A 22136-nucleotide genomic window follows, 5' to 3' on the forward strand; every position below is an offset into this window, starting at 1 on the left:
TGGATGACGTGCGCGGACCCGCACCGCTATGCCTGTGGCGCGGCGCGGGCCCGGAAGAAGAACGCGGGTCGGGTGTCAGTCGAGCGGGTTCTTGGGGAAGCCCTTCGCCTTGGTCCACTTCAGCCGGTCGGAGTGGTACTTGAACGTGACCTGCTTGCCGTTCTTCGTGATGTCGGCCTTGGCCCAGCCGTCGAAGCCCTTGGTGAGGTGGCGGTCCCACTTCGTCAGACGGCCGGTGGCGACGGCGGCGAGGGACTCCTGCGGGGGCTCGCCGTCGGCGCAGTACGTCGCCCAGTCGGCGATCGCCGCGACGGTGCCGGCCCGGTGCTTGAGGTGGATGCCCTGGCAGGCGTCGGTCTTGGTGCGGTAGATGTTCTTCGGCTTGGACCAGCCGCGCGCCTTGGGGCTGTAGTCCTGGACGTAGAGGCCCTTCTTCTCCAGGTAGTGCATGGCGACCCGGCGCCCGTCCGGGAGCTTGATCTGCGACTCGAAGGGGGTCTTGGAGCCGCTCCAGTGGATGTCGGAGTGCTGGAGCTTGTAGGTGTGGCCCCCTGTCTTCGGCGCCGCGTGCGCCTGGGTGTTGTCGCCGGTCCGCGCGACGCTCTGCCCGCAGGCGACGAGCACCGCGACGGCCACCGTGCCCGTGACCATCGACCCGACCGCTGTCTTTCGCATCCAGTCCTCCCCGAGTTCATGTGCGGTGTGCCCGCGCAGCATACGCACGCGAAGCGCCCTCCCGGCGGGCCGGGAGGGCGCTTCGGTGGTGCGGGTGTGCTCAGTTGTGGCTGTGCAGCACGTCGTTCAGGCCGCCCCAGACCGCGTTGTTCGGGCGGGCCTCGACGGCACCGGTGACCGAGTTGCGGCGGAAGAGGATGTTCGAGGCACCGGACAGGTCACGGGCCTTGACGATCTCGCCGTCGGGCATCGTGACGCGCGTGCCCGCGGTGACGTACAGGCCGGCCTCGACGACGCACTCGTCGCCGAGCGCGATGCCCACGCCGGCCTCGGCGCCGATGAGGCAGCGCTCGCCGATGACGATGCGGACGTTGCCGCCGCCGGACAGGGTGCCCATCGTGGAGGCACCGCCGCCGATGTCGGAGCCGTCGCCGACGACGACGCCCGCGGAGATGCGGCCCTCGACCATGGAGGTGCCGAGCGTGCCCGCGTTGAAGTTCACGAAGCCCTCGTGCATCACGGTGGTGCCCGCGGCGAGGTGCGCGCCGAGCCGCACCCGGTCGGCGTCGCCGATGCGGACGCCCTTGGGGGCGACGTAGTCCGTCATGCGCGGGAACTTGTCGACCGAGGTCACCGCCAGGTGCAGGCCCTCGGCGCGGGCGTTCAGGCGGACCTTCTCCAGGTCGTCGACGGCGACCGGGCCGAGCGAGGTCCAGGCGACATTGGCGAGGAAGCCGAACATGCCGTCCAGGTTCGCGCCGTGCGGCTTGACCAGGCGGTGGCTGAGCAGGTGCAGGCGCAGGTAGACGTCGTGCGCGTCCAGCGGCTTGTCGTCCAGGGACGCGATGACCGTGCGGACGGCGACGACCTCCACGCCACGGCGGGCGTCGGGCCCGATCGCCTTCGCGGCGCCCTCGCCGAGCAGTTCCACGGCGCGCTCGGCGGCGAGCCGCTCGGTCCCGGCGGGGCCGGGCTCGGCGACCAGCTCGGGGGCGGGGAACCAGGTGTCGAGGACGGTGCCGTCGGCGGCGACGGTGGCGAGCCCGGCGGCGACGGCGCCGGTCGTACGGGAGGTGTCAACAGAAGGCGTATCGGTCATGAGTGAAACCTAACCGTGCCGAGCCGACGGAGGCTAACCGGTGCGGGTGCCCGTCTCACGGACCGGGCGCGCCTCCTCGGTACGTGACACCCCCGGCCGCCCCGCCCGTCCCGCCCGTCCCGCCACCAGGAGCAGCACCCCGGCAAGACCGGCAAGCCCCGCGCACACCGGCCACAGCGCCCCCGGCGCCACCGTGTACAGCGCCCCGCCGAGCGGCGCCGACAGCACGACCCCGCTCACGGAGACCCCCGAGTACAGGCTCTGGAACCGCCCCTGCACATGCGCGGGCGCGTGGTCGGCGACGTACGCCGTGGCGGGCGTCTTGTACAGCACCTCGCCCGCCGTGAGCAGCAGCATCATGGCGACGGCGGTCCCCACCCCGGTGCCGGCGGCCAGCGCTGCGTACCCCGCCCCGACGAGCAGCACGCCCCCACCGATGATCCGCAGCGGCGCCCGCCCGCGCAGGGCGACGGTGACGGGCAGCTCGAGGAGCAGGATGAGGCCGCCGTTGATGGCGAGCAGCCAGCCGTACACGCCGGTGTCGAGCCCGTGGTGGTCGAGGTCGGCGGGCAGCGTGGAGTACTGCTGCCGGTAGACGAGGTCGGTGACGAGGATCGCGGCGAGCAGCAGGACGACGGTGGGCCGCTGCCGCAGGCAGGCGAGGACGCCGGGCGCGTCCGGGGCCTCGGTGGGCGCGGCCGCGCGGGCCGCGCCCCGTGCGGGCAGCACCCGCGCGGCGTACGCGGCGAAGATCAGCGTCCCCGCCCCGTCGACGACGAACAGCGTCCCGTACCCGGCCTGCGCGATGAGCAGCGCCCCCAGCGGCGGCCCCGCGGTGAACCCCGCGTTGGCGGCGAACCGCATCACGGCGAAGGCCTGCCGCCGCGCCCCCTCGGGCACGACGGTGGCGACGAGGGCGGCGTTGGCCGCGCGCACGCACCCGGCCGCGTACTGGCTCACGACCGGCACGACGTACAGCGGCGGCACGGAGAGCAACGGCAGCGCCAGCACGCCCACCCCGCTGATCAGTGAGCCGACGAGGAGCACCCGCCGGTGTCCGTAGCGGTCGCCGAACCAGCCGCCGGTGAAGTTCCCGGCCACCATCCCCGCGCCGCCGATGCCGCTGATCACCCCGGCCTGGGCGACGGAAAGCCCCCGTTCGTCGGTCAGGTACACGAAGAAGTACACGAACGTGAAGGCCACGATCATGTTGAAGAACTGGCCCGCGGCCAGCAGCCACACGGTCCTCGGCACGTCCCGCAGCCCGCGCCGCAGGCCTCCCCCGCTCATCGTCACGCCCCCGCCTCCGAGTGAGTTCCTTTTGGGAACGGACTATGGCAGCATGCGAGGCTCCGGGTCAACGTCCCGCCGACCCCGGGAGAGCGTGAAGGACATGCCACGGCGAACGAGCCTCGGCGACGCCCACTGCGCGATCGCGCAGGCCCTGGACGTCGTCGGCGACTGGTGGACCCTGCTGATCGTGCGCGACACGGCCCGCGGGGTGCACCGCTTCGAGGAGCTCCAGCGCGAACTGGGCCTGTCCCGCAAGGTGCTGACCGAGCGCCTGCGGCTCTTGGTCGACGCGGACGTGCTGACCCGGGTGCCGTACCAGGACCGCCCGCCGCGCCACGAGTACCGGCTCACGCCGCGCGGGCGGGCCCTGCTGCCGGTCCTGGTCGCCCTTCAGGACTGGGGAGACCAATGGGTGCTCGGAGAGGGAGAGATGACGGCGTCAGCCCCGGCGAAGGCGTCACAGGAGGCTCGGCGCGTGCACGAGCTGCTCGGCACGAAGGTGCCCGCGCTGCGCCTGCTCGCGGACGACGGCGAGCAGGCGGACCCGGTCACGGACGCGGCGTACACGGTCCTGTACTGCTTCCCCGGCGCCTATGCCCGCAAGGACGCCTATCCGCCCGGCTGGTCGGCGATCCCCGGCGCGCCGGGCTGCACGCTGGAGTCGTGCACGTACCGCGACCGGCTCGCCGACTTCACCGCGGCGGGCGCGGCCGTGCGCGGCGTGTCCACCCAACGCCCGGACGAGCAGCGGGCGTTCGCCGCCAAGGAGGGCCTGCGCTTCCCGCTCCTCTCGGACGCGGACCTCGCCCTGACGGCGGCGCTGCGGCTGCCGACGTTCCGCGCGGCGGGCGTGAGCCGCCTCAAGCGGCTGACGCTCGTCGTGGACGCGGACCGGGTCGTCCGGGACGTGCAGTACCCGGTCACGGATGTGACGGCGAGCGTGGAAGCGGCCCTGGAAGCCGTCAACTCACTGCGGAACCAGCGGAGTTGAACACCCGCCCGAGCAGATCCCGGGTGTACGCCTCGTCGTAGTCGCCCCCCGTGAGCAGCACCTGCAGACAGATCCCGTCCATCACCGCGACCAGGCCGCGCGCGGTGACGGGGTCGGTCCGCTCCCGCAGGACCTCGGCGACCCCCTCGCACCACTCGGCGGCCACCGGACGCAGCGCGGGGCGGCGCAGGGCGGACAGATAGAGCTCGTACTCCAGCTCGACCGCCTCGCGCCGCCCGGAGGCCCACTCACCGAGCAGCGCCGCCAGTTCGGCGGGGACGTCGGCGCCCGGGTCCCGCAGGCCCCCGCGGTCGCGCACCATCTGCGCGAACCCCTCGTTGGACTGGCGCAGCGCGGCCACGAGCAGGTCGTCGAGCGTCTTGAAGTGGTACGTCGTCGACCCCAGCGGCACGTCCGCCTCGGCGGCGACGGTCCGGTGGCTGAGGCCTGCGATGCCCTTCTCGCCCGCGACCCGCAGCGCCGCCTCGATGATGCGCTGCCGCCGCTCCGGGTCGTAGCGCCGACCCATCAGTGGGCCCCGCCGAGGTTCAGGACGACGACGCCCGCGATCACGAGCGCGATGCCCGAGATCTTGAGCAGGCTCGCCGACTCGCCCAGGAACAGCATCCCGATCCCGGCGACGGCGGCGGTGCCGATGCCCGCCCAGATCGCGTAGGCCGTCCCGACCGACAGTGTCTTCAGCGTCTGCGCGAGCAGCGTGAAGGCCAGCAGATAGCCCGCGACGGTGAGCAGCGACGGCCACAGCCGGCTGAACCCCTCGCTGTACTTCATGGCCGTAGTCCCGGCCACCTCCGCCGCGATCGCCGCGGCCAGCAGTCCGTATCCCATGCGTACTACCGTACACAACGATAGGTACGGCTGTACATATGCGCGTGCATAAAAAAATCCGCCGGTACGGCGGGCGGCACGGAAAAGGGCCCGCACCGGTTCGGTGCGGGCCCTTCAGAGGCGTACAGCGGCGGGACTCAGACGTTGAAGCCCAGCGCCCGAAGCTGCTCGCGCCCGTCGTCCGTGATCTTGTCCGGGCCCCACGGCGGCATCCAGACCCAGTTGATCCTGAGCTCGTTGACGATGCCTTCCGTCGCGGACTTCGCCTGGTCCTCGATGACGTCGGTCAGCGGGCAGGCCGCGGACGTGAGCGTCATGTCGATGGTGGCGATGTTGGCGTCGTCGATGTGGACGCCGTAGATCAGGCCCAGGTTGACGACGTCGATGCCCAGTTCCGGGTCGACGACGTCGTACAGCGCCTCGCGGACCTCTTCCTCCGAAGCGGGCTTCGTGGTCAGGGTCTCGTTCTCGCTCATGCCGTCTTCCTCTCCACGCTCTCGCCCAGGGCCTGGGCGGTCGCGTCCTTCCACGCCATCCAGCTCAGCAGAGCACACTTCACGCGCGCGGGGTACTTGGAGACCCCGGCGAACGCGACCGCGTCCTCCAGGACCTCCTCCATCGCGTCGTCCGGCTCCAGCTTGCCCTTGGACTGCATCAGCTCCAGGAACACGCCCTGGATCTGCTGCGCCTCGGCCAGGTCCTTGCCGACGAGCAGCTCGTTCAGGACGGACGCGCTGGCCTGGCTGATGGAGCAGCCCTGGCCCTCATAGCTGACGTCCGCGATGCGCGATCCGTCGTACTTCACGCGCAGCGTGATCTCGTCGCCGCACGTCGGGTTGACGTGGTGCACCTCGGCGTCGCCCGGGCGCAGACCGCGCCCGTGCGGATGCTTGTAGTGGTCCAGGATCACGTCCTGGTACATCGAATCCAGCTTCACGTCTCAGCCACAGCCCCTCAGCCGAAGAAGTTCCGTACGTGCTCCAGGCCCTCGACGAGCGTGTCGATCTCGCCGGGCGTGGAGTACAGATAGAACGACGCTCGCGTGGTCGCGGGAATTCCGTACCGCAGGCAGACCGGCCGTGCGCAGTGGTGGCCGACCCGGACCGCGATGCCCTGCTCGTCGAGGACCTGGCCCACGTCGTGCGGGTGGATGTCGCCGAGCGTGAAGGAGATCGCGGCGCCGCGCTCCTCGGCCGTGGACGGGCCGATGATCCTGAGGTCGGGGACCTCAAGGAGCCGCTTGACCGCGTACTCGGTGATCGCGTGCTCGTGCTGGGCGATCTTGTCCATGCCGATCGAGCTGAGGTAGTCCACCGCCGCGCCGAGGCCCACGGCCTGCGCGACCGGCGGGGTGCCCGCCTCGAACTTGTGCGGCGCGGGGGCGTACGTCGACGAGTGCATCGAGACCGTCTCGATCATCTCGCCGCCGCCCAGGAACGGCGGCAGGTCCTCCAGGAGCTCCTGGCGGCCCCACAGCACGCCGATGCCCGTCGGGCCGCACATCTTGTGGCCGGTGAAGGCCACGAAGTCGGCCTGCAGGGCCTGCACGTCGAGCGGCATGTGCGGCGCGGCCTGGGAGGCGTCGATCAGGACCAGGGCCCCGACCTCCTGGGCGCGGCGCACGATCGCCTCGACCGGGTTGACCGTGCCCAGGATGTTGGACACCAGCACGAAGGAGACGATCTTCGTCTTCTCGGTGATGACCTCGTCGATGTTCGACAGGTCGAGCCTGCCGTCGTCGGTGAGGCCGAACCACTTCAGCTTCGCGCCCGTGCGCTGGGAGAGCAGCTGCCACGGCACGATGTTGGAGTGGTGCTCCATCTCCGTGATGACGATCTCGGTCTCGTGGTCCACGCGGTAGGGCTCGTCGGCCCAGCCCAGCATGTTGGCCACGAGGTTCAGCGACTCCGAGGCGTTCTTGGTGAAGATCACCTCGTCGCGGCTCGGCGCGTTGATGAACGCGGCGACCTTGTCACGCGCGCCCTCGTACAGCGCGGTGGCCTCCTCGGCGAGGACGTGCACGCCGCGGTGGACGTTGGCGTTGTGCTGCTCGTAGTACTCGCTGAGCACGTCGATGACCTGGCGCGGCGTCTGCGACGTCGCCGCGTTGTCCAGGTACACGAGCTTCTTGCCGTCGTGGAGCGAGCGCTCCAGGATCGGGAAGTCCTTGCGGAGCGCCTCGGTGTCGAGGAGGCCGGGGAGCCCCTGGCGGGCCACAGTCACGCTGATGCGCCACCCTTCACGTAGGCCTCGTAGCCCTCGCTCTCCAGCTTGTCGGCGAGCTCGGCGCCGCCGGACTCGGCGATCTTGCCGTTCGCGAACACGTGCACGAAGTCGGGCTTGATGTAGCGCAGGATGCGCGTGTAGTGCGTGATCAGCAGGGTGCCGACCTCGCCCGTGGCACGGACGCGGTTGACGCCCTCGGAGACCACGCGCAGGGCGTCGACGTCCAGGCCGGAGTCGGTCTCGTCGAGGATCGCGATCTTCGGCTTGAGGAGCTCCATCTGCAGGATCTCGTGGCGCTTCTTCTCACCGCCGGAGAAGCCCTCGTTGACGTTGCGCTCGGCGAAGGAGGGGTCCATCTGGAGGCCGGCCATGGCCTCCTTGACCTCCTTCACCCAGGTGCGCAGCTTGGGGGCCTCGCCGCGGATCGCCGTCGCCGACGTGCGCAGGAAGTTGGAGACGGAGACGCCGGGGACCTCGACGGGGTACTGCATGGCGAGGAACATGCCCGCGCGGGCACGCTCGTCGACCTCCATCTCGAGGACGTCCTCGCCGTCGAGGGTGACGGTGCCCTGCGTGATCGTGTACTTGGGGTGGCCCGCGATGGAGTAGGCGAGGGTCGACTTGCCGGAGCCGTTGGGGCCCATGATGGCGTGCGTCTCGCCCTGCTTCACGGTCAGGTCGACACCCTTGAGGATTTCCTTGGTGCCGTTCTCGACCTCGACGGTCACGTGCAGGTCGCGGATTTCAAGCGTTGCCATGGTGCCTCAGGACTCCTGGGAGAGGGAGACGAGCACATCGTCCCCTTCGATCTTTACGGGGTATACGGGGACGGGGCGCGTCGCGGGAAGGCCGGACGGCTTGCCGGTGCGGAGGTCGAACGCGGAGCCGTGCAGCCAGCACTCGATCTGGCAGTCCTCCACCTCGCCCTCGGAGAGGGAGACGTTCGCGTGCGAGCAGATGTCGTGGATCGCGAACACCTCGCCCTCGGTGTGGACGACCGAGACCGGCGTGCCGTCGAGTTCCACCCGCTTCGGGGTGTCCTCCGCCAGCTCGCTCAGGCCACAGGCGCGTACGAAAGTCATCAGACGGACGCCTCCAGCTCCTCGTCGATCTTCACGAGGAGGCGCTCTTCGATGTCGGCGACGGCGATCTGCTGGACCAGCTCGGCGAAGAAGCCGCGGACCACCAGACGACGGGCCTCGTCGGCCGGGATGCCGCGGGCCATCAGGTAGAAGAGCTGCTCGTCGTCGAAGCGGCCGGTGGCGGAGGCGTGACCGGCGCCGACGATCTCGCCGGTCTCGATCTCCAGGTTCGGTACGGAGTCCACGCGGGCGCCGTCCGTGAGGACGAGGTTGCGGTTCATCTCGTAGGTGTCCGTGCCCTCGGCCTTGGCCTCGATGAGGACGTCGCCGATCCACACCGCGTGCGCCTGCTCGCCCTGGAGCGCGCCCTTGTAGACGACGTTGGACTTGCAGTGCGGGACGTTGTGGTCGACGAGGAGGCGGTGCTCCTGGTGCTGGCCCGCGTCCGTGAAGTACAGGCCGAACAGCTCGGCCTCGCCGCCGGTGCCCGCGTAGGTCACGCGCGGGTGCAGGCGCACGACGTCGCCGCCGAAGGTGACCACGAACGACTTGAAGGTGGCGTCCCGGCCGATCAGCGCGTTGTGCTGGCCGACGTGGACGGCCTTGTCGTCCCAGTCCTGGACGGAGACGACGGTCAGCTTGGCGCCGTCGCCGAGGACGTAGTCGACGTTGGCCGCGAGGACCGCGTCGCCGGTGTGGTCGATGACCACGACGGCCTCGGCGAAGGCGCCGAGCTCGATGACCTGGTGGCCGTAGGCGACGCCGCCCTCGCCGTGCACGGCGATGCGGATCGGCTCGGTGAGCACCGTCTCCTTGGGGACGGTGACGACACCGGCCTTCTCGAAGGCGGAGTAGGCCTGGGCGGCCACGCGGTCCACGGGGGTGCCCGCCTTGCCGAGCCGCGCGTCGTCACGGCCGACGGTCTCGACGACGACGCCCTCGGGAGCCTGGATGTCGATCCGCACGCCGTCGCCGGTGGCGGCCGCGGTGCCGTCGTGCAGCCCGCGCAGGCGCTCCAGCGGCGTGAACCGCCACTCCTCCTCGCGGCCGTGGGGGACGGGGAAGTCCGCCACGTCGAAGGACGGGGGCGCGCTCATGCGCGTGGCGACGGTCGACTCGGCGGCCACCGCGATCTGGCCCGCGGTGGTGGAGCCCACGGGGATGTTCTGAGCCTCAGCCATGGCTGTCGGTCTGCTCTCTTCCTACGTACCTACGTCAAGAAATCTGGCGACTGCTCCGGAGGGCGGGTGTTAGCCGACCGCTCCTTCCATCTGCAGCTCGATCAGCCGGTTGAGCTCAAGGGCGTACTCCATGGGCAGCTCCTTCGCGATGGGCTCGACGAAGCCGCGCACGATCATGGCCATCGCCTCGAACTCGGTCAGGCCGCGGCTCATCAGGTAGAAGAGCTGGTCCTCGGAGACCTTGGAGACGGTCGCCTCGTGGCCCATGGACACGTCGTCCTCGCGGACGTCCACGTAGGGGTAGGTGTCCGAGCGGGAGATCGTGTCGACGAGCAGCGCGTCACAGAGCACGTTGGACTTGGAGCCCGCGGCGCCCTCGCCGATCTCGACCAGGCCGCGGTAGGAGGTGCGGCCGCCGCCTCGGGCCACGGACTTCGACACGATGTTGGAGGACGTGTTCGGCGCCATGTGGACCATCTTGGAGCCGGCGTCCTGGTGCTGGCCCTCGCCGGCGAAGGCGATGGAGAGGGTCTCGCCCTTGGCGTGCTCACCCATCAGGTAGACGGCGGGGTACTTCATCGTCACCTTGGAGCCGATGTTGCCGTCGATCCACTCCATGGTCGCGCCCTCGTACGCCACGGCGCGCTTGGTGACCAGGTTGTAGACGTTGTTCGACCAGTTCTGGATGGTCGTGTAGCGGCAGCGGGCGCCCTTCTTGACGATGATCTCGACGACCGCGGAGTGCAGGGAGTCCGACTTGTAGATCGGCGCCGTGCAGCCCTCGACGTAGTGGACGTAGGCGTCCTCGTCGACGATGATCAGCGTCCGCTCGAACTGGCCCATGTTCTCCGTGTTGATGCGGAAGTAGGCCTGGAGCGGGATCTCGACGTGCACGCCCTTCGGCACGTAGATGAACGATCCGCCGGACCACACGGCCGTGTTCAGCGACGCGAACTTGTTGTCGCCGACCGGGATGACCGTGCCGAAGTACTCCTTGAAGAGCTCGGGGTGCTCCTTCAGGGCCGTGTCGGTGTCCAGGAAGATGACGCCCTGCTCCTCCAGGTCCTCGCGGATCTGGTGGTAGACGACCTCGGACTCGTACTGGGCGGCGACACCGGCGACGAGGCGCTGCTTCTCCGCCTCGGGGATGCCGAGCTTGTCGTACGTGTTCTTGATGTCCTCGGGCAGGTCCTCCCAGGACTCCGCCTGCTTCTCCGTGGAGCGCACGAAGTACTTGATGTTGTCGAAGTCGATGCCGGAGAGGTCGGAGCCCCAGTTCGGCATGGGCTTCTTCTCGAACAGGCGCAGGCCCTTGAGGCGGAGCTTGGTCATCCACTCCGGCTCGCTCTTCTTCGCGGAGATGTCTCGGACGACAGCCTCGTCGATGCCCCGCTTGGCAGAGGCACCGGCCACGTCGGAGTCGGCCCAGCCGTATTCGTAGTTGCCCAGACCCTCGAGCTCGGGGTGGGCAGTCTCCTCGATGGGGAGCGTCATGCGGGGTTCCTCCCGGCGGTGCTTGCAGATGCGTTATCAGTGGTCTGGGGGGTCGCCTTGGGGATGTACGTCGTGCAGACGCCGTCTCCGTGGGCGATGGTGGCCAGGCGCTGGACGTGGGTCCCGAGCAGTGCGGAGAAGATCTCCGTCTCCGCCTCGCAGAGCTGCGGATACTGCTCGGCGACGTGGGCGACCGGACAGTGGTGCTGGCAGAGCTGCTCCCCCACCGGCGCACTGCGCGCCGTAGCAGCGTACCCGTCGGCGGTCAATGCCTTCGCCAGCGCGTCGGTCCTGCGCTCGGGGGGTGCCGCGTCCATCGCCGCGCGGTAGGCCTTGGCCTGCTCGGCGATGCGGGCACGGGCGAACTCCACGACCGCCGTCTCGCCGTGCGTCTCGGAGATCCAGCGCAGGGCGTCGGCGGCCAGCTTGTCGTAGGACTGGTCGAAGGCGTCGCGGCCGCAGTCGGTCAGGGCGAAGACCTTGGCCGGGCGGCCTCGCGTACGGGCGCCGTAGACCCGCTTCTCGCGGCCCTCGACCACGTTCTCCTGGACGAGGGAGTCGAGGTGGCGGCGGACGGCGGCCTGGGTGAGGCCGAGGCGGCCCGCGAGGTCGGCGACGGTGGACGGGCCGTGGTCCAGGATGGAGCGCGCGACGCGGTTGCGGGTCGACCGCTCACCGGTCGCGAGCTCTTCCTGAGGGGCCCCCGTGGGGGTCTCCCGAGCCTCGCCAACGTTTTTCACAACGCCATTGTTGCGTAATTCCTCAGAGCCTGACAACCCGCGTCCGGATCACTGTTCGGTGCGCTACGTCACTTAGGCATACCTAAGCTGACCTGCGAAAACGATCACTGATCGATCAAATCGGTGGCGCGTTCCCGCCCCGCCGGGAAGACTTCTGAACATGCCCACACCCCCTCCCACCGGCCCTTTGTGCACCCGTGAGTCGATCGCGGACGAACTGCGGGCGCTCGGCGTCGGCCACGGCGAGACGCTGCTCGTGCACACCTCGCTCAGCTCGCTCGGCTGGGTCAGCGGCGGCGCCGAGGCCGTCGTCCTCGCACTGTTCGACTGTCTGGGTGACGAGGGGACGCTCGTGGTGCCCTCGCAGTCCAGCGACAACTCGGATCCGGCCGAGTGGGAGGACCCTCCCGTCCCCGCCTCCTGGTGGCCCGCCATCCGCGCCACGATGCCTGCCTACGACCCCCGTACCGCCCGCACGCGCGGCGTCGGCGTCCTCCCCGAGACCGTGCGCACCTGGCCCGGCGCCGTCCGCAGCGCCCACCCGCAGACGTCCTTCGCGGCCGTCGGACCGCACGCGAAAGCCCTGATGGACGGCCACGCCCTGGACTGCAGGCTCGGCGAGCACAGCCCGCTGGCCCGGCTCGAGGCAGCCGGGGCGCGGGTCCTGCTCCTCGGCGCGGGCTTCGGCGCCTGCACCGCCTTCCACCTGGCGGAATACCGGCTCCCGGCACCGGGGCCGCTCGTCGAGAACTCGTTCGCCGTCATGACGGACGAGGGCCGCCGCTGGATGACGGTCCGCGAGACCGACATCGACGAGGAGCGCTTCGACGAACTCGGCGCGGACTTCGAACGGGAGCGGTCCGTGGTGCGCGGCACGGTCGGGGCGGCGACGGCCCGCCTCTTCCCGCTGGCCGACGCGGTGGCGTACGCGCAGGCGTGGCTGCCGAAGCATCGGCCGGGGGGCGGCGTCCCGTAAGGGGCGCGGGGAACTGCGCGCTCCGCGCGCGACAAGCCGCAGACGCGACTGCCGAGAAAGACGCAGACGCGTCCGCGGGTGGTTCGTGGCTGGTCGCGCAGTTCCCCGCGCCCCTTACGGGACGCCCCCCGGACCGCGGGCAGCCCGGCGCTCTCTAGACTTCCCGGCATGGGAACTGAGTCCGTCGTCCAGGCCGTGGGTCTGGTCAAGCGGTACGGAAAGAAGACCGCGGTGGACGGCCTCGACCTCGACGTCCGCGCGGGCGCCGTCACCGCCGTCCTCGGCCCGAACGGCGCCGGCAAGACCACCACCATCGAGACCTGCGAGGGCTACCGCAGGCCGGACGCCGGCGAGGTCCGCGTCCTCGGCCTCGACCCGGTCCGGCAGGCCGCCGCGCTGCGGCCCCGCATCGGCGTGATGCTCCAGTCCGGCGGCGTCTACTCCGGCGCCCGCGCCGACGAGATGCTGCGGCACGTCGCGAAGCTGCACGCGCACCCCCTCGACGTCGACGCCCTCATCGAACGCCTCGGCCTCGACTCCTGCGGCCGCACCACCTACCGGCGCCTCTCCGGCGGCCAGCAGCAGCGCCTCGCGCTCGCCATGGCCGTGGTCGGACGGCCCGAGCTCGTCTTCCTCGACGAGCCGACCGCGGGCCTCGACCCGCAGGCGCGCCGCGCCACCTGGAGCCTGGTGCGCGACCTGCGCGCCGACGGTGTCTCGGTGATCCTCACCACCCACCACATGGACGAGGCCGAGGAGCTCGCCGACGACGTCGCCGTCATCGACGCGGGCAAGGTCATCGCCCAGGGCAGCCCCGACGAGCTGTGCCGCGGCGGCGCCGAGAACACCCTGCGCTTCACCGGCCGCCCCGGACTCGACGTCGGCTCCCTCCTCAAGGCCCTGCCCCCGGACTCCGCCGCCGCCGAACTCACCCCCGGCGCCTACCGCGTCAGCGGCACCGTCGACCCCCAGCTGCTCGCCACCGTCACCTCCTGGTGCGCCCAGCACGGCGTCATGCCGGACCGGATCTCGGTCGAACGCCACACCCTCGAAGACGTCTTCTTGGAACTCACGGGCAAGGAGTTGCGGTCGTGACCAGCACCACCGGCACCACCGGCACCACGGGCACGCCCGGCACGTACGCGCCGAAGCCGGGCGCCGCCCCGCTCCCCCGCATGATCGCCGCGCAGGCCGCGCTCGAGACGAAGATGCTGCTGCGCAACGGCGAACAGCTGCTGCTCACCGTCGTCATCCCGACGCTCCTGCTCGTCCTGTTCAGCGCGGTCGACATCGTGGACACGGGCGACGGCAAGGCCGTCGACTTCCTGACCCCCGGTGTCCTCGCCCTCGCCGTGATGTCGACGGCCTTCACCGGGCAGGCCATCGCCACGGGCTTCGAGCGGCGCTACGGCGTCCTCAAGCGCCTCGCCGCGTCGCCGCTGCCGCGCTGGGGCCTGATGACGGCCAAGACCCTGTCGGTCCTGGTCACCGAGGTCCTCCAGATCGCGCTGCTCACGGCCATCGCCTTCGCGCTCGGCTGGTCGCCGCACGGCAACCCGTTCGCGGTGCTGCTGCTCCTGGTCCTCGGCACGGCCGCCTTCTCCGGGCTCGGCCTGCTCATGGCGGGAACGCTCAAGGCGGAGGCGACGCTCGCCGCCGCCAACCTGGTCTTCCTGCTCCTGCTCGTCGGCGGCGGCGTCATCGTGCCGCTCGACAAGTTCCCCGGCGCCGTCGAGTCGACGCTCGGCCTGCTGCCGATCTCGGCGCTCTCGGACGGGCTGCGGGACGTGCTCCAGGACGGGGCCGCGATGCCGTGGGCGGACCTCGGGATCCTGGCGGTGTGGTCGGTGCTCGGGCTGGGCGCGGCGGCACGGTTCTTCCGCTGGGAGTAGGCGGATCCTCCGCCGGGAGCAGACGGCGGGCGTCACCCCCAGGCGTAACCCACGCCACAAATGGAGCGGATACGTCCCCCTCGTGAAGGCGTGCACAAGCGGCCTTCTACGATGGGGCCCGTGCCAAACGTGACCCGAGCCGACGCCGCTCAATTCGTGCGCAATCCGCTCGCCTTCATCGCCGAGCGCTGGACCCCGACGCAGCGGACCGTGCAGCAGGCGGCGCTGATCTCGCTCGTGATGACGTGCGTCATCGTGGTCACCGGCGGCGCCGTCCGGCTCACGGGCTCCGGCCTCGGCTGCCCGACCTGGCCCAAGTGCACCGACGAGTCCCTCACCGCGACCAGCGAGATGGGCTTCCACGGCGTCATCGAGTTCGGCAACCGCATGCTGACGTACGTGCTGTGCGCGGCCGTCGGCTGGGCCATCATCACCATGCGTGCGCAGAAGCCCTGGCGGCGGAGCCTGACGCGGTACGGCTGGGCCCAGTTCTGGCTGGTCATGGGCAACGCGGTGCTCGGCGGCATCGTCGTGCTCGTCGGCCTCAACCCGTACACCGTCGCGGCCCACTTCCTGCTCTCCACCGCCCTGATCGCGGTCGCCACGGCCACCTGGCAGCGCACGCGCGAGGGCGACGACGAGCCCCGCCCGCTCGTCGGCAAGGCCGTCGCCCAGCTCGTGTGGGCCCTGACCGGGGTCACGGTGCTGCTCATCGCGGTCGGCACGGTCGTCACCGGCGCGGGTCCGCACGCGGGCGACTCCAGCGACGTACCGCGCATGAACGTCGGTGCCGTGGGCCTGGACTGGGAGGGCGTCACGAAGTTGCACGCCGTCCTCGCGTGGATCGTGGTGACGCTGACGTTCGCGCTGTGGTTCGTCCTGAAGGCGGTCGACGCCCCGCGCGGCCCGCTGAACCGCACCCGCGACCTGTTCCTGATCCTGCTCGCGCAGGGGCTCGTGGGCTACGTCCAGTACTTCTCCGACCTCCCCGAGGTCCTGGTCGGCGCCCACATGCTGGGCTCCTGTCTGGTCTGGATCGGGGTCGTGCGGGTGCTCCTCTCGCTGCGCGAACGCCCGCACGCCACCGTGGACGTACCGCGGCCGGTGTCGTCGGACCAGCTCACCTCGGCCTGATCCGGGGCCAGGGCCTGTCCGGTGCGACGCCGCGCCGACCCGTCGGACAGGCCCTAGTCGAGCCCGTAGACCCGCCGCGCGTTCCCCGCCGCGATCAGCCCCGCCACCCGCTGCGCGTCCGTCAGCGACCACGCGCCCTCCGCGACCCACGTCCCGAGCACCCGCCCCAGCGCCTCCCGGAACAGCTGGGCCCCCACCACGTGCAGCTCGGGCAGCCCCTGAGCGCCGCTGGAGAACAGCAGCTTGCCGAAGGGCGCGAGCTCCAGGATCTCGGCGAGCACGGCGGTCGCGCGCGCCCCGGTCCGCACGAGCGCGGAGCCCAGGTCGGCGTAGACGTGCGGGAAGACGCCCGCGAGGTGGGCCGCCGCGCGGTGGTGCGGATAGCCGTGCAGGAGCACCAGGTCGGTGCCGAGCCCGGCGGTGGCGCGGGCGAAGTCGCCGAAGGAGCACTGCGGGTCGGCGGCGCCGGTGTGCAGTTGCAGGGGCAGGCCGGAGGCGACCGCGATCCACAGCAGGTGCCGAAGGAGCACCGGGTCGGCCAGCTCACCGCCCACCTGCCGCCCGGCCAGCCAGCGCCCTGCCGCCCCGCGCACCTCGCCGGGCCCCGGCGGTTCGCAGGCCAGGGCCTCGCCCGCGCGCACCCCGGCGACGGAGGTGAACGCGACGGCTCCGTGCGCGGCGCCGTGCACGGACTCGGCGAGGTTGGCGAGGAAGGAGTCGACCGTGCCGGAGGTGTCGGCGACCTGCTCGGCCAGTAGTTCCAGGCGGACGATCTCGCGGGCCTGGGCAGCGCCGGTCGACGCCAGTTCGCCGGGCCCGGTCAGGTCGCCCGGCAGGCCGGTGTCGACGAGGTACGTCGTGATCCCGCTGCCGCGCAGCAGCCGCCGCCCGGCCTCCAGGACGCCGAGTTCACGGCGGCGCGCGAGATAGCGGGCGGGCGGGCAGTGCGCCTCGAGACCGAGCAGCGGCGGACACCAGCGGCGCACGGCGAAGCCGGTCTGGGTGTCGAAGAAGGTGGTGCCGGGGGCGGGCGGGCCCTCGCCCCGGCCGAGGTGGGCCTCGAAGGTGCCGAGCCCCAGCTCCGTGCGCAGGACGCCGTGGCAGTGCTGGTCCACCAGGGACGGGGTTTCGATCATCCTGGCTCCAGACGTGGACCGTGTTCCTACGGTCCTAACGGGTGACCCCGGCGTCAGGTGTTGCTCGCCGTGTCACCCCGTGCCCGCGCCGCGCGTGTCGTCAGGCGCCCTTGGGGCCGCCGATCTGGATGCCCGCCATGCGCTTCCACTCGTACGGTCCGGTCGTCACCTTGGCCGCGAAGTCGCCGTCGAAGTCCTCGTGGACGGTGATCCCGGCCTTCTCGACGGCGCTCGTCGCGATGGCGTGGCTCGGCGCGACGAGGTCGCCCCAGCCGCCGTCCGCGCCGACGAGGACGATGCGCGCGCCCCGCTCGCCGATGTACGCGACCTGTCCCTCCGCGCCGCCGTGCGCCCGCGCGAACGCGCCGATCTCCTTGGCGAGCCGCGCGGCCCTGCGGTCGGCACGGGCGGCCTCCTTGGCGGCCTTCGCCGCCGCGCCGTCGCCGCTGCCCGGGGTGCCCTGCTCCGTCTCCTGCTCCGTGTCTGCCATGGCACAGGATGCTACCGACGGGTAGATCATTCGGCGACGCCCGGGCGGCGTGGTCTCGGCCACGGTCGCGCCGGGGGCGCGCACGCCCGTTCCGCCCGGTGCCGCCCCGTGGTAGGCCAGGGGGCATGACCGGACTGCTGATCGGTGAGGTCTTCCGGTCCGCCGCCCGCGCCGTCCCGCACCGCACGGCCGCGCTGGTCGGCGACCGCGCGCTCACGTTCGCGGAGCTGGACGCGGCGGCGGACCGGACCGCCCGGCACCTGGCCGCCCACGGCGTGCGGCGCGGCGACCGCGTGGTCTGCCCGGTGGCGGCCTCGCCGGAGACCCTCGCCGCCTTCGCGGCGGCCGCGCGGGCCGGGGCGGTGTTCGTTCCCGTCGACGCGGGCTCCGGTGACGCCTGGGCCGGGCGGGTCGCGCGGATCGTGCGGGCGGCCCGGCCGCGCCTGCTCGTGACGGACGCGGCGCGGGCGGGGTCGGGGGCACGGCTCGCCGCGGGGTCGGGGGTACGTCATGTCGTCCTCGCGGACGTAGGGGAGGACGGGGTGCCGGACGACCAGGCCGAGGGGCCACCGGCAGCGGGGCCGGAGGAGTCCGACCCCCACGTGATCCTGTTCACCGAGCCCACCGGCACGCCCGAGTTCACCGAGCCCACCGGCACCCCCGAGCCCGACCACCCCCGGGGCGTCGTCCTCTCGCACCGCGTGAACGCGCTGCGCACCCACCCCGGCTGCCGCCCCGCACCCCGCGGCCCCCTGGTGTGCGGCCTGCCTCTGGAGCGCTGGGCCGCCTGGGCCGCCGTGCTGCGGCAATGGCAGGCACGGGGCACCGTCGTCCTGCCGACGGCCGACGGCGCGCCGAACCCGGCGGCGATCTGCGCGGCCGTGCGGGCACACCGCGCGGAAGGCCTTGTCTGCGCGCCCTCCGCGTGGGAGGGCGTCCTGGACACGGCACCGCACCTCCTGGCCCGGCTGCGGTACGCCGACGTGGAGTCGGAGCGGCCGACCGCCGTGGAGCCGTGTCTCCTGGAGGCCGTGCGCACGGCGACCCCGGCGGCCCGCGCCCGCGCCGTCCTCGGTTCCGCCGAGACGGGTGACCTCGCCGTCCTGGAGCACGCCGACGGCCGCGGCAGGCCGGGGAGCTGCGGGGTGCCCGCGCCGGGCAGCGAGGTGCGGGTGGCGGGCGGGGAGCTGTATGTACGGGGGCCGCTGCTGTTCGGCGGCTACTTCGAGGACAGGAGGGGGACGGCCGCCGTGCTGCGGGACGGCTGGTTCCGCACCGGCCGGGCCGCCGCGCTGGACGGGGACGGCTATCTGTATCTCCGGGAGGACTGATTTCCGTACCTCCGGGAGGGCTGACAGCCGTGTGGCCCCCGCCGCCCTGAGGACGACGAGGGCCACACCCCGTACCGAGAAGCGCCGAGGGGCTACCGCAGGAAGGGGTCCACCGCGACCGCCACGAACAGCAGCGAGACATAGGTGATGGACCAGTGGAAGAGCCGCATCTCCTTGAGCTTGCCGCCGGTGACCTCGGCCTTCGCGCGGTTCTGCAGCCCGTGGGCCTCCCACAGCCACCAGCCGCCGGTGGCGAGGGCGACCGCGGTGTAGAACCAGCCGGTGTAGCCGAGGGGCTGGAGCAGCAGGGAGACGGCGACCATGACCCAGCTGTAGACGACGATCTGGCGCGCGACGACCTTGTTGGAGGCGATCACCGGGAGCATGGGGACGCCCACGCGCGCGTAGTCCTCCTTGACCCGCATGGACAGCGGCCAGTAGTGCGGCGGCGTCCAGAAGAACATGACGAGGAAGAGGACGATCGGCGCCCACGACATCGAGTTGGTGACGGACGACCAGCCGATGAGGACGGGCAGGCAGCCCGCGATGCCGCCCCAGACGATGTTCTGGGAGGTCCGGCGCTTCAGGATCATCGTGTAGACGACGACGTAGAAGAGCAGCGCCCCGAGCGACAGCCAGGCGGACAGCCAGTTGACGGCGAGTCCGAAGAGCAGCGTCGAGACGACGGCGAGCGTGATGCCGAAGACCAGGCACTCACGGGGACTGACCATGCCGGTGACGAGCGGCCGCTGCGACGTGCGCTCCATGAGCGCGTCGATGTCGCGGTCGTACCACATGTTCAACGCGTTGGCGCCGCCCGCCGACAGGTAGCCGCCGAGGCAGGTGACGAACACCAGCGTCAGGTCGGGCACCCCCTGCTCGGCGAGGAACATCACCGGAACGGTGGTGATCAGCAGCAGCTCGATGATCCGCGGCTTGGTCAGCGCCACGAATGCCTTGACTCGGGCCCCGAACGGCCGGTTGCTCGGGTTCTGGCTCGTCCCGAGTACCCCCGCTGGACGGGATTCAACGGCCGTCACGCACACCCCTGACAGAGACTCCCAGCAAGCCCTGCGTCGGACGTTCGGACATGAAGATCCGGTAAAGGCTCGCGCGTACCACGCCACTGTAGACGTTGCCCATACCTCGCCCTTCGCGGGGGTGGGTTCGTGTTGAGGGGCCAGACGAGCGGAGTTCATGGGCGGGTTCGCCCCGGTGTGGACGCCGGTGCGGCAAGCGGATGAGTCGACCAGATGAGCAGTGCCGCATTCACATGGTGAATGCGGCGGAGCCCTTTCGACAGGCGGATCGGGACGTGTCCCGGCAGTCTGGAATGACTCGAAAAAATGCACGTTCTCACAGCGGTAGGCTCGACAGCGGCCGGTGCGATCCATACGCCGCCGGCATTCGACATGTGGAGAGGAGCCCTGACTCAGGGTGAGCACCAAGCCGACCACCACAGACCTCGAGTGGACCGAACTGGACCAGCGGGCTGTCGACACCGTCCGCGTCCTGGCCATGGATTCCGTACAGAAGGTCGGCAACGGCCATCCGGGTACGGCCATGAGCCTCGCGCCCGCCGCGTACACCCTTTTCCAGAAGGTGATGCGGCACGATCCGGCGGACGCCGACTGGACCGGGCGCGACCGTTTCGTGCTGTCCGCGGGCCACTCGTCCCTCACGCTCTACATCCAGCTGTACCTGGCCGGTTTCGGCCTGGAGCTGGATGACCTGAAGGCCTTCCGCACCTGGGGCTCGAAGACCCCGGGCCACCCGGAGTACGGCCACACGGTGGGCGTGGAGACGACGACGGGCCCGCTCGGCCAGGGCGTCGCCAACGCCGTGGGCATGGCGATGGCCGCGCGGTACGAGCGTGGACTCTTCGACCCGGACACCGCGACGGGCGAGTCCCCCTTCGACCACTTCATCTACGCGATCGCCGGAGACGGCTGCCTCCAGGAGGGCATCTCCGCCGAGGCGTCCTCGGTGGCCGGGCACCAGAAGCTCGGCAACCTGATCCTGCTGTGGGACGACAACCACATCTCGATCGAGGGCGACACCGAGACCGCGATCTCCGAGGACACCGAGAAGCGGTACGAGGCCTACGGCTGGCACGTCCAGCGCGTGGAGCCGAAGGAGAACGGCGACCTGGACCCGGCCGCGCTGTACGCGGCGATCCAGGAGGCCAAGGCGGTCACCGACAAGCCGTCGTTCATCGCGATGCGCTCGATCATCGCCTGGCCCGCCCCGAACGCCCAGAACACCGAGGCCGCGCACGGCTCGGCGCTCGGCGACGAGGAGGTCGCGGCCACCAAGCGCGTCCTCGGCTTCGACCCGGAGCAGTCCTTCGAGGTCGCCGACGAGGTCCTGGCGCACACCCGCCAGGCGCTCGACCGCGGCCAGGAGGCCAAGGCGACGTGGGAGAAGGGCTTCGCGGCCTGGCGCACCAAGGAGGCCGACCGCGCCGCGGAGTTCGACCGGATCGCCGCGGGCGAGCTGCCGTCGGGCTGGGAGGAGAAGCTCCCGGTCTTCGAGGCGGGCAAGGGCGTCGCGACGCGTGCCGCGTCCGGCAAGGTCCTGCAGGCGCTCGGCGCGGTGATCCCCGAGCTGTGGGGCGGCTCCGCCGACCTCGCGGGCTCGAACAACACCACGATCGACAAGACGTCGTCGTTCCTCCCCGCGGGCAACCCGCTGCCGGAGGCCGACCCGTACGGCCGCACGATCCACTTCGGCATCCGTGAGCACTCCATGGCCGCGGAGATGAACGGCATCGCGCTGCACGGCAACACCCGCATCTTCGGCGGCACCTTCCTGGTGTTCTCCGACTACATGCGCAACGCCGTGCGCCTGTCCGCGCTGATGCACCTGCCGGTGACGTACGTGTGGACGCACGACTCGATCGGTCTCGGCGAGGACGGCCCGACGCACCAGCCGGTGGAGCACCTGGCCACGCTGCGCGCGATCCCGGGCCTGAACGTGGTCCGCCCGGCCGACGCGAACGAGACGGCCGTGGCCTGGCGCGAGATCCTCAAGCGCTACACCAAGGTGTTCGGCAAGGGCGCCCCGCACGGTCTGGCGCTGACCCGTCAGGGCGTGCCGACGTACGACCGCGAGGTCACCGAGGGCGCGGTCAAGGGCGGTTACGTCCTGTTCGACGCCGAGGGCGCGGACGGCACGCAGGCCGAGCCCGAGGTCGTCCTCATCGGCACCGGCTCCGAGGTGCACCTCGCCGTCGAGGCGCGCGAGCAGCTGCAGGCGGCCGGCGTGCCGACGCGCGTCGTCTCGATGCCGTCGGTCGAGTGGTTCGAGGAGCAGGACCAGGGGTACCGGGACTCGGTGCTTCCGCCGTCGGTCAAGGCGCGCGTGGCGGTCGAGGCGGGCATCGGTCTGACCTGGCACCGGTTCGTCGGGGACGCGGGGCGCATCGTTTCGCTGGAGCACTTCGGGGCTTCGGCGGACGGCAAGGTCCTCTTCCGCGAGTTCGGGTTCACTGCCGACGCGGTGGCCGCGGCGGCGCGGGAATCGATCGCGGCCGCTCAGCGCTGAC

Annotated in this window: 23 protein-coding genes; 7 read left to right on the top strand and 16 right to left on the bottom strand. The window is 71.3% G+C overall.

What is annotated here, in order from left to right; genetic code table 11:
• Positions 1 to 75: 75 nt before the first annotated feature.
• From OO63_RS19805 to OO63_RS19815, 3 genes are all read right to left on the bottom strand, one after another.
• Positions 76 to 675, bottom strand: coding sequence for a hypothetical protein (locus OO63_RS19805; RefSeq protein ID WP_234311187.1), 600 nt, complete (start codon positions 673 to 675; stop codon positions 76 to 78).
• A gap of 100 nt (positions 676 to 775) precedes the next feature.
• Positions 776 to 1774, bottom strand: a complete 999-nt coding sequence (dapD, locus tag OO63_RS19810; protein WP_030358835.1) for a 2,3,4,5-tetrahydropyridine-2,6-dicarboxylate N-succinyltransferase — start codon at positions 1772 to 1774, stop codon at positions 776 to 778.
• A 33-nt stretch (positions 1775 to 1807) separates the two neighbouring features.
• Complete coding sequence (locus tag OO63_RS19815; protein WP_033264284.1) at positions 1808 to 3064, bottom strand: MFS transporter; 1257 nt, start codon at positions 3062 to 3064, stop codon at positions 1808 to 1810.
• 103 nt (positions 3065 to 3167) lie between these two features.
• Between OO63_RS19815 and OO63_RS19820 the strand changes: the two genes are divergently transcribed.
• Positions 3168 to 4058 carry a winged helix-turn-helix transcriptional regulator gene (locus OO63_RS19820; RefSeq protein ID WP_030358833.1) on the top strand — a complete coding sequence of 297 codons (891 nt, stop codon included), beginning with the start codon at positions 3168 to 3170 and terminating at the stop codon, positions 4056 to 4058.
• On the opposite strand, the gene OO63_RS19825 is transcribed toward OO63_RS19820, so the two are convergent.
• From OO63_RS19825 to OO63_RS19870, 10 genes are all read right to left on the bottom strand, one after another.
• Positions 4030 to 4587, bottom strand: coding sequence for a TetR/AcrR family transcriptional regulator (locus OO63_RS19825; RefSeq protein WP_033264285.1), 558 nt, complete (start codon positions 4585 to 4587; stop codon positions 4030 to 4032). The two genes, OO63_RS19820 and OO63_RS19825, sit on opposite strands and share 29 nt — an antisense overlap.
• Complete coding sequence (locus OO63_RS19830; protein ID WP_030358831.1) at positions 4587 to 4907, bottom strand: DMT family transporter; 321 nt, start codon at positions 4905 to 4907, stop codon at positions 4587 to 4589. The genes OO63_RS19825 and OO63_RS19830 overlap by 1 nt, the downstream gene beginning before the upstream one ends.
• Positions 4908 to 5044: 137 nt before the next feature.
• Positions 5045 to 5383, bottom strand: coding sequence for a metal-sulfur cluster assembly factor (locus OO63_RS19835; RefSeq protein ID WP_030358830.1), 339 nt, complete (start codon positions 5381 to 5383; stop codon positions 5045 to 5047).
• Positions 5380 to 5844 carry a Fe-S cluster assembly sulfur transfer protein SufU gene (gene sufU / locus OO63_RS19840; RefSeq protein WP_030358829.1) on the bottom strand — a complete coding sequence of 155 codons (465 nt, stop codon included), beginning with the start codon at positions 5842 to 5844 and terminating at the stop codon, positions 5380 to 5382. The genes OO63_RS19835 and sufU overlap by 4 nt, the downstream gene beginning before the upstream one ends.
• Positions 5845 to 5861: 17 nt before the next feature.
• On the bottom strand, positions 5862 to 7130 hold the full coding sequence (locus OO63_RS19845; protein ID WP_445954619.1) for a cysteine desulfurase: 1269 nt from the start codon (positions 7128 to 7130) through the stop codon (positions 5862 to 5864).
• Positions 7127 to 7891 (bottom strand): Fe-S cluster assembly ATPase SufC, encoded by a 765-nt coding sequence (sufC, locus tag OO63_RS19850; RefSeq protein WP_030358827.1) that lies wholly within the window; start codon positions 7889 to 7891, stop codon positions 7127 to 7129. Before sufC ends, OO63_RS19845 begins: the two co-directional genes overlap by 4 nt.
• A gap of 6 nt (positions 7892 to 7897) precedes the next feature.
• Positions 7898 to 8215 (bottom strand): bifunctional 3-phenylpropionate/cinnamic acid dioxygenase ferredoxin subunit, encoded by a 318-nt coding sequence (locus OO63_RS19855; protein ID WP_030358826.1) that lies wholly within the window; start codon positions 8213 to 8215, stop codon positions 7898 to 7900.
• Positions 8215 to 9396, bottom strand: a complete 1182-nt coding sequence (sufD, locus tag OO63_RS19860; RefSeq protein ID WP_030358825.1) for a Fe-S cluster assembly protein SufD — start codon at positions 9394 to 9396, stop codon at positions 8215 to 8217. Before sufD ends, OO63_RS19855 begins: the two co-directional genes overlap by 1 nt.
• 69 nt (positions 9397 to 9465) lie before the next feature.
• Positions 9466 to 10890: a Fe-S cluster assembly protein SufB gene (gene sufB, locus OO63_RS19865; RefSeq protein ID WP_030358824.1), complete on the bottom strand. Its 1425-nt coding sequence runs from the start codon at positions 10888 to 10890 to the stop codon at positions 9466 to 9468.
• Positions 10887 to 11630, bottom strand: a complete 744-nt coding sequence (locus OO63_RS19870) for a helix-turn-helix transcriptional regulator (protein WP_030358823.1) — start codon at positions 11628 to 11630, stop codon at positions 10887 to 10889. Before OO63_RS19870 ends, sufB begins: the two co-directional genes overlap by 4 nt.
• Positions 11631 to 11790: 160 nt before the next feature.
• Here OO63_RS19870 and OO63_RS19875 point away from each other — a divergent pair, with 160 nt between their 5' ends.
• The 4 genes from OO63_RS19875 to OO63_RS19890 all read left to right on the top strand — a co-directional run bounded on the left by OO63_RS19875 (position 11791) and on the right by OO63_RS19890 (position 15632).
• Positions 11791 to 12606 carry an AAC(3) family N-acetyltransferase gene (locus OO63_RS19875; RefSeq protein ID WP_030358822.1) on the top strand — a complete coding sequence of 272 codons (816 nt, stop codon included), beginning with the start codon at positions 11791 to 11793 and terminating at the stop codon, positions 12604 to 12606.
• Positions 12607 to 12774: 168 nt separating this feature from the next.
• Entirely contained in the window at positions 12775 to 13701 is a 927-nt protein-coding gene (locus OO63_RS19880) for an ABC transporter ATP-binding protein (protein ID WP_030358821.1), read from the top strand.
• Positions 13702 to 13781: 80 nt separating this feature from the next.
• A complete protein-coding gene (locus tag OO63_RS19885) occupies positions 13782 to 14498 on the top strand; it encodes an ABC transporter permease (RefSeq protein WP_087887477.1) in 717 nt (238 codons plus the stop codon).
• Positions 14499 to 14609: 111 nt separating this feature from the next.
• Positions 14610 to 15632, top strand: coding sequence for a COX15/CtaA family protein (locus OO63_RS19890; protein WP_030358819.1), 1023 nt, complete (start codon positions 14610 to 14612; stop codon positions 15630 to 15632).
• Between the two features lie 53 nt (positions 15633 to 15685).
• Here the strand turns inward: OO63_RS19890 and OO63_RS19895 are convergent, their stop codons facing one another.
• Positions 15686 to 16768 carry an amidohydrolase family protein gene (locus OO63_RS19895; RefSeq protein WP_030358818.1) on the bottom strand — a complete coding sequence of 361 codons (1083 nt, stop codon included), beginning with the start codon at positions 16766 to 16768 and terminating at the stop codon, positions 15686 to 15688.
• 100 nt (positions 16769 to 16868) lie between these two features.
• A complete protein-coding gene (locus tag OO63_RS19900) occupies positions 16869 to 17258 on the bottom strand; it encodes a hypothetical protein (RefSeq protein WP_030358817.1) in 390 nt (129 codons plus the stop codon).
• A gap of 125 nt (positions 17259 to 17383) precedes the next feature.
• Between OO63_RS19900 and OO63_RS19905 the strand changes: the two genes are divergently transcribed.
• Positions 17384 to 18589 (top strand): AMP-binding protein, encoded by a 1206-nt coding sequence (locus tag OO63_RS19905; RefSeq protein ID WP_030358816.1) that lies wholly within the window; start codon positions 17384 to 17386, stop codon positions 18587 to 18589.
• A gap of 92 nt (positions 18590 to 18681) precedes the next feature.
• Here the strand turns inward: OO63_RS19905 and OO63_RS19910 are convergent, their stop codons facing one another.
• On the bottom strand, positions 18682 to 19635 hold the full coding sequence (locus OO63_RS19910) for a heme o synthase (protein ID WP_078619240.1): 954 nt from the start codon (positions 19633 to 19635) through the stop codon (positions 18682 to 18684).
• A 391-nt stretch (positions 19636 to 20026) separates the two neighbouring features.
• Between OO63_RS19910 and tkt the strand changes: the two genes are divergently transcribed.
• A complete protein-coding gene (gene tkt / locus OO63_RS19915; protein ID WP_030358814.1) occupies positions 20027 to 22135 on the top strand; it encodes a transketolase in 2109 nt (702 codons plus the stop codon).
• Position 22136: the final 1 nt, after the last annotated feature.

The sequence above is a fragment of the Streptomyces alboflavus genome (genome assembly GCF_000716675.1).
In the GTDB taxonomy this organism is placed as follows: Bacteria; Actinomycetota; Actinomycetes; order Streptomycetales; family Streptomycetaceae; genus Streptomyces; species Streptomyces alboflavus.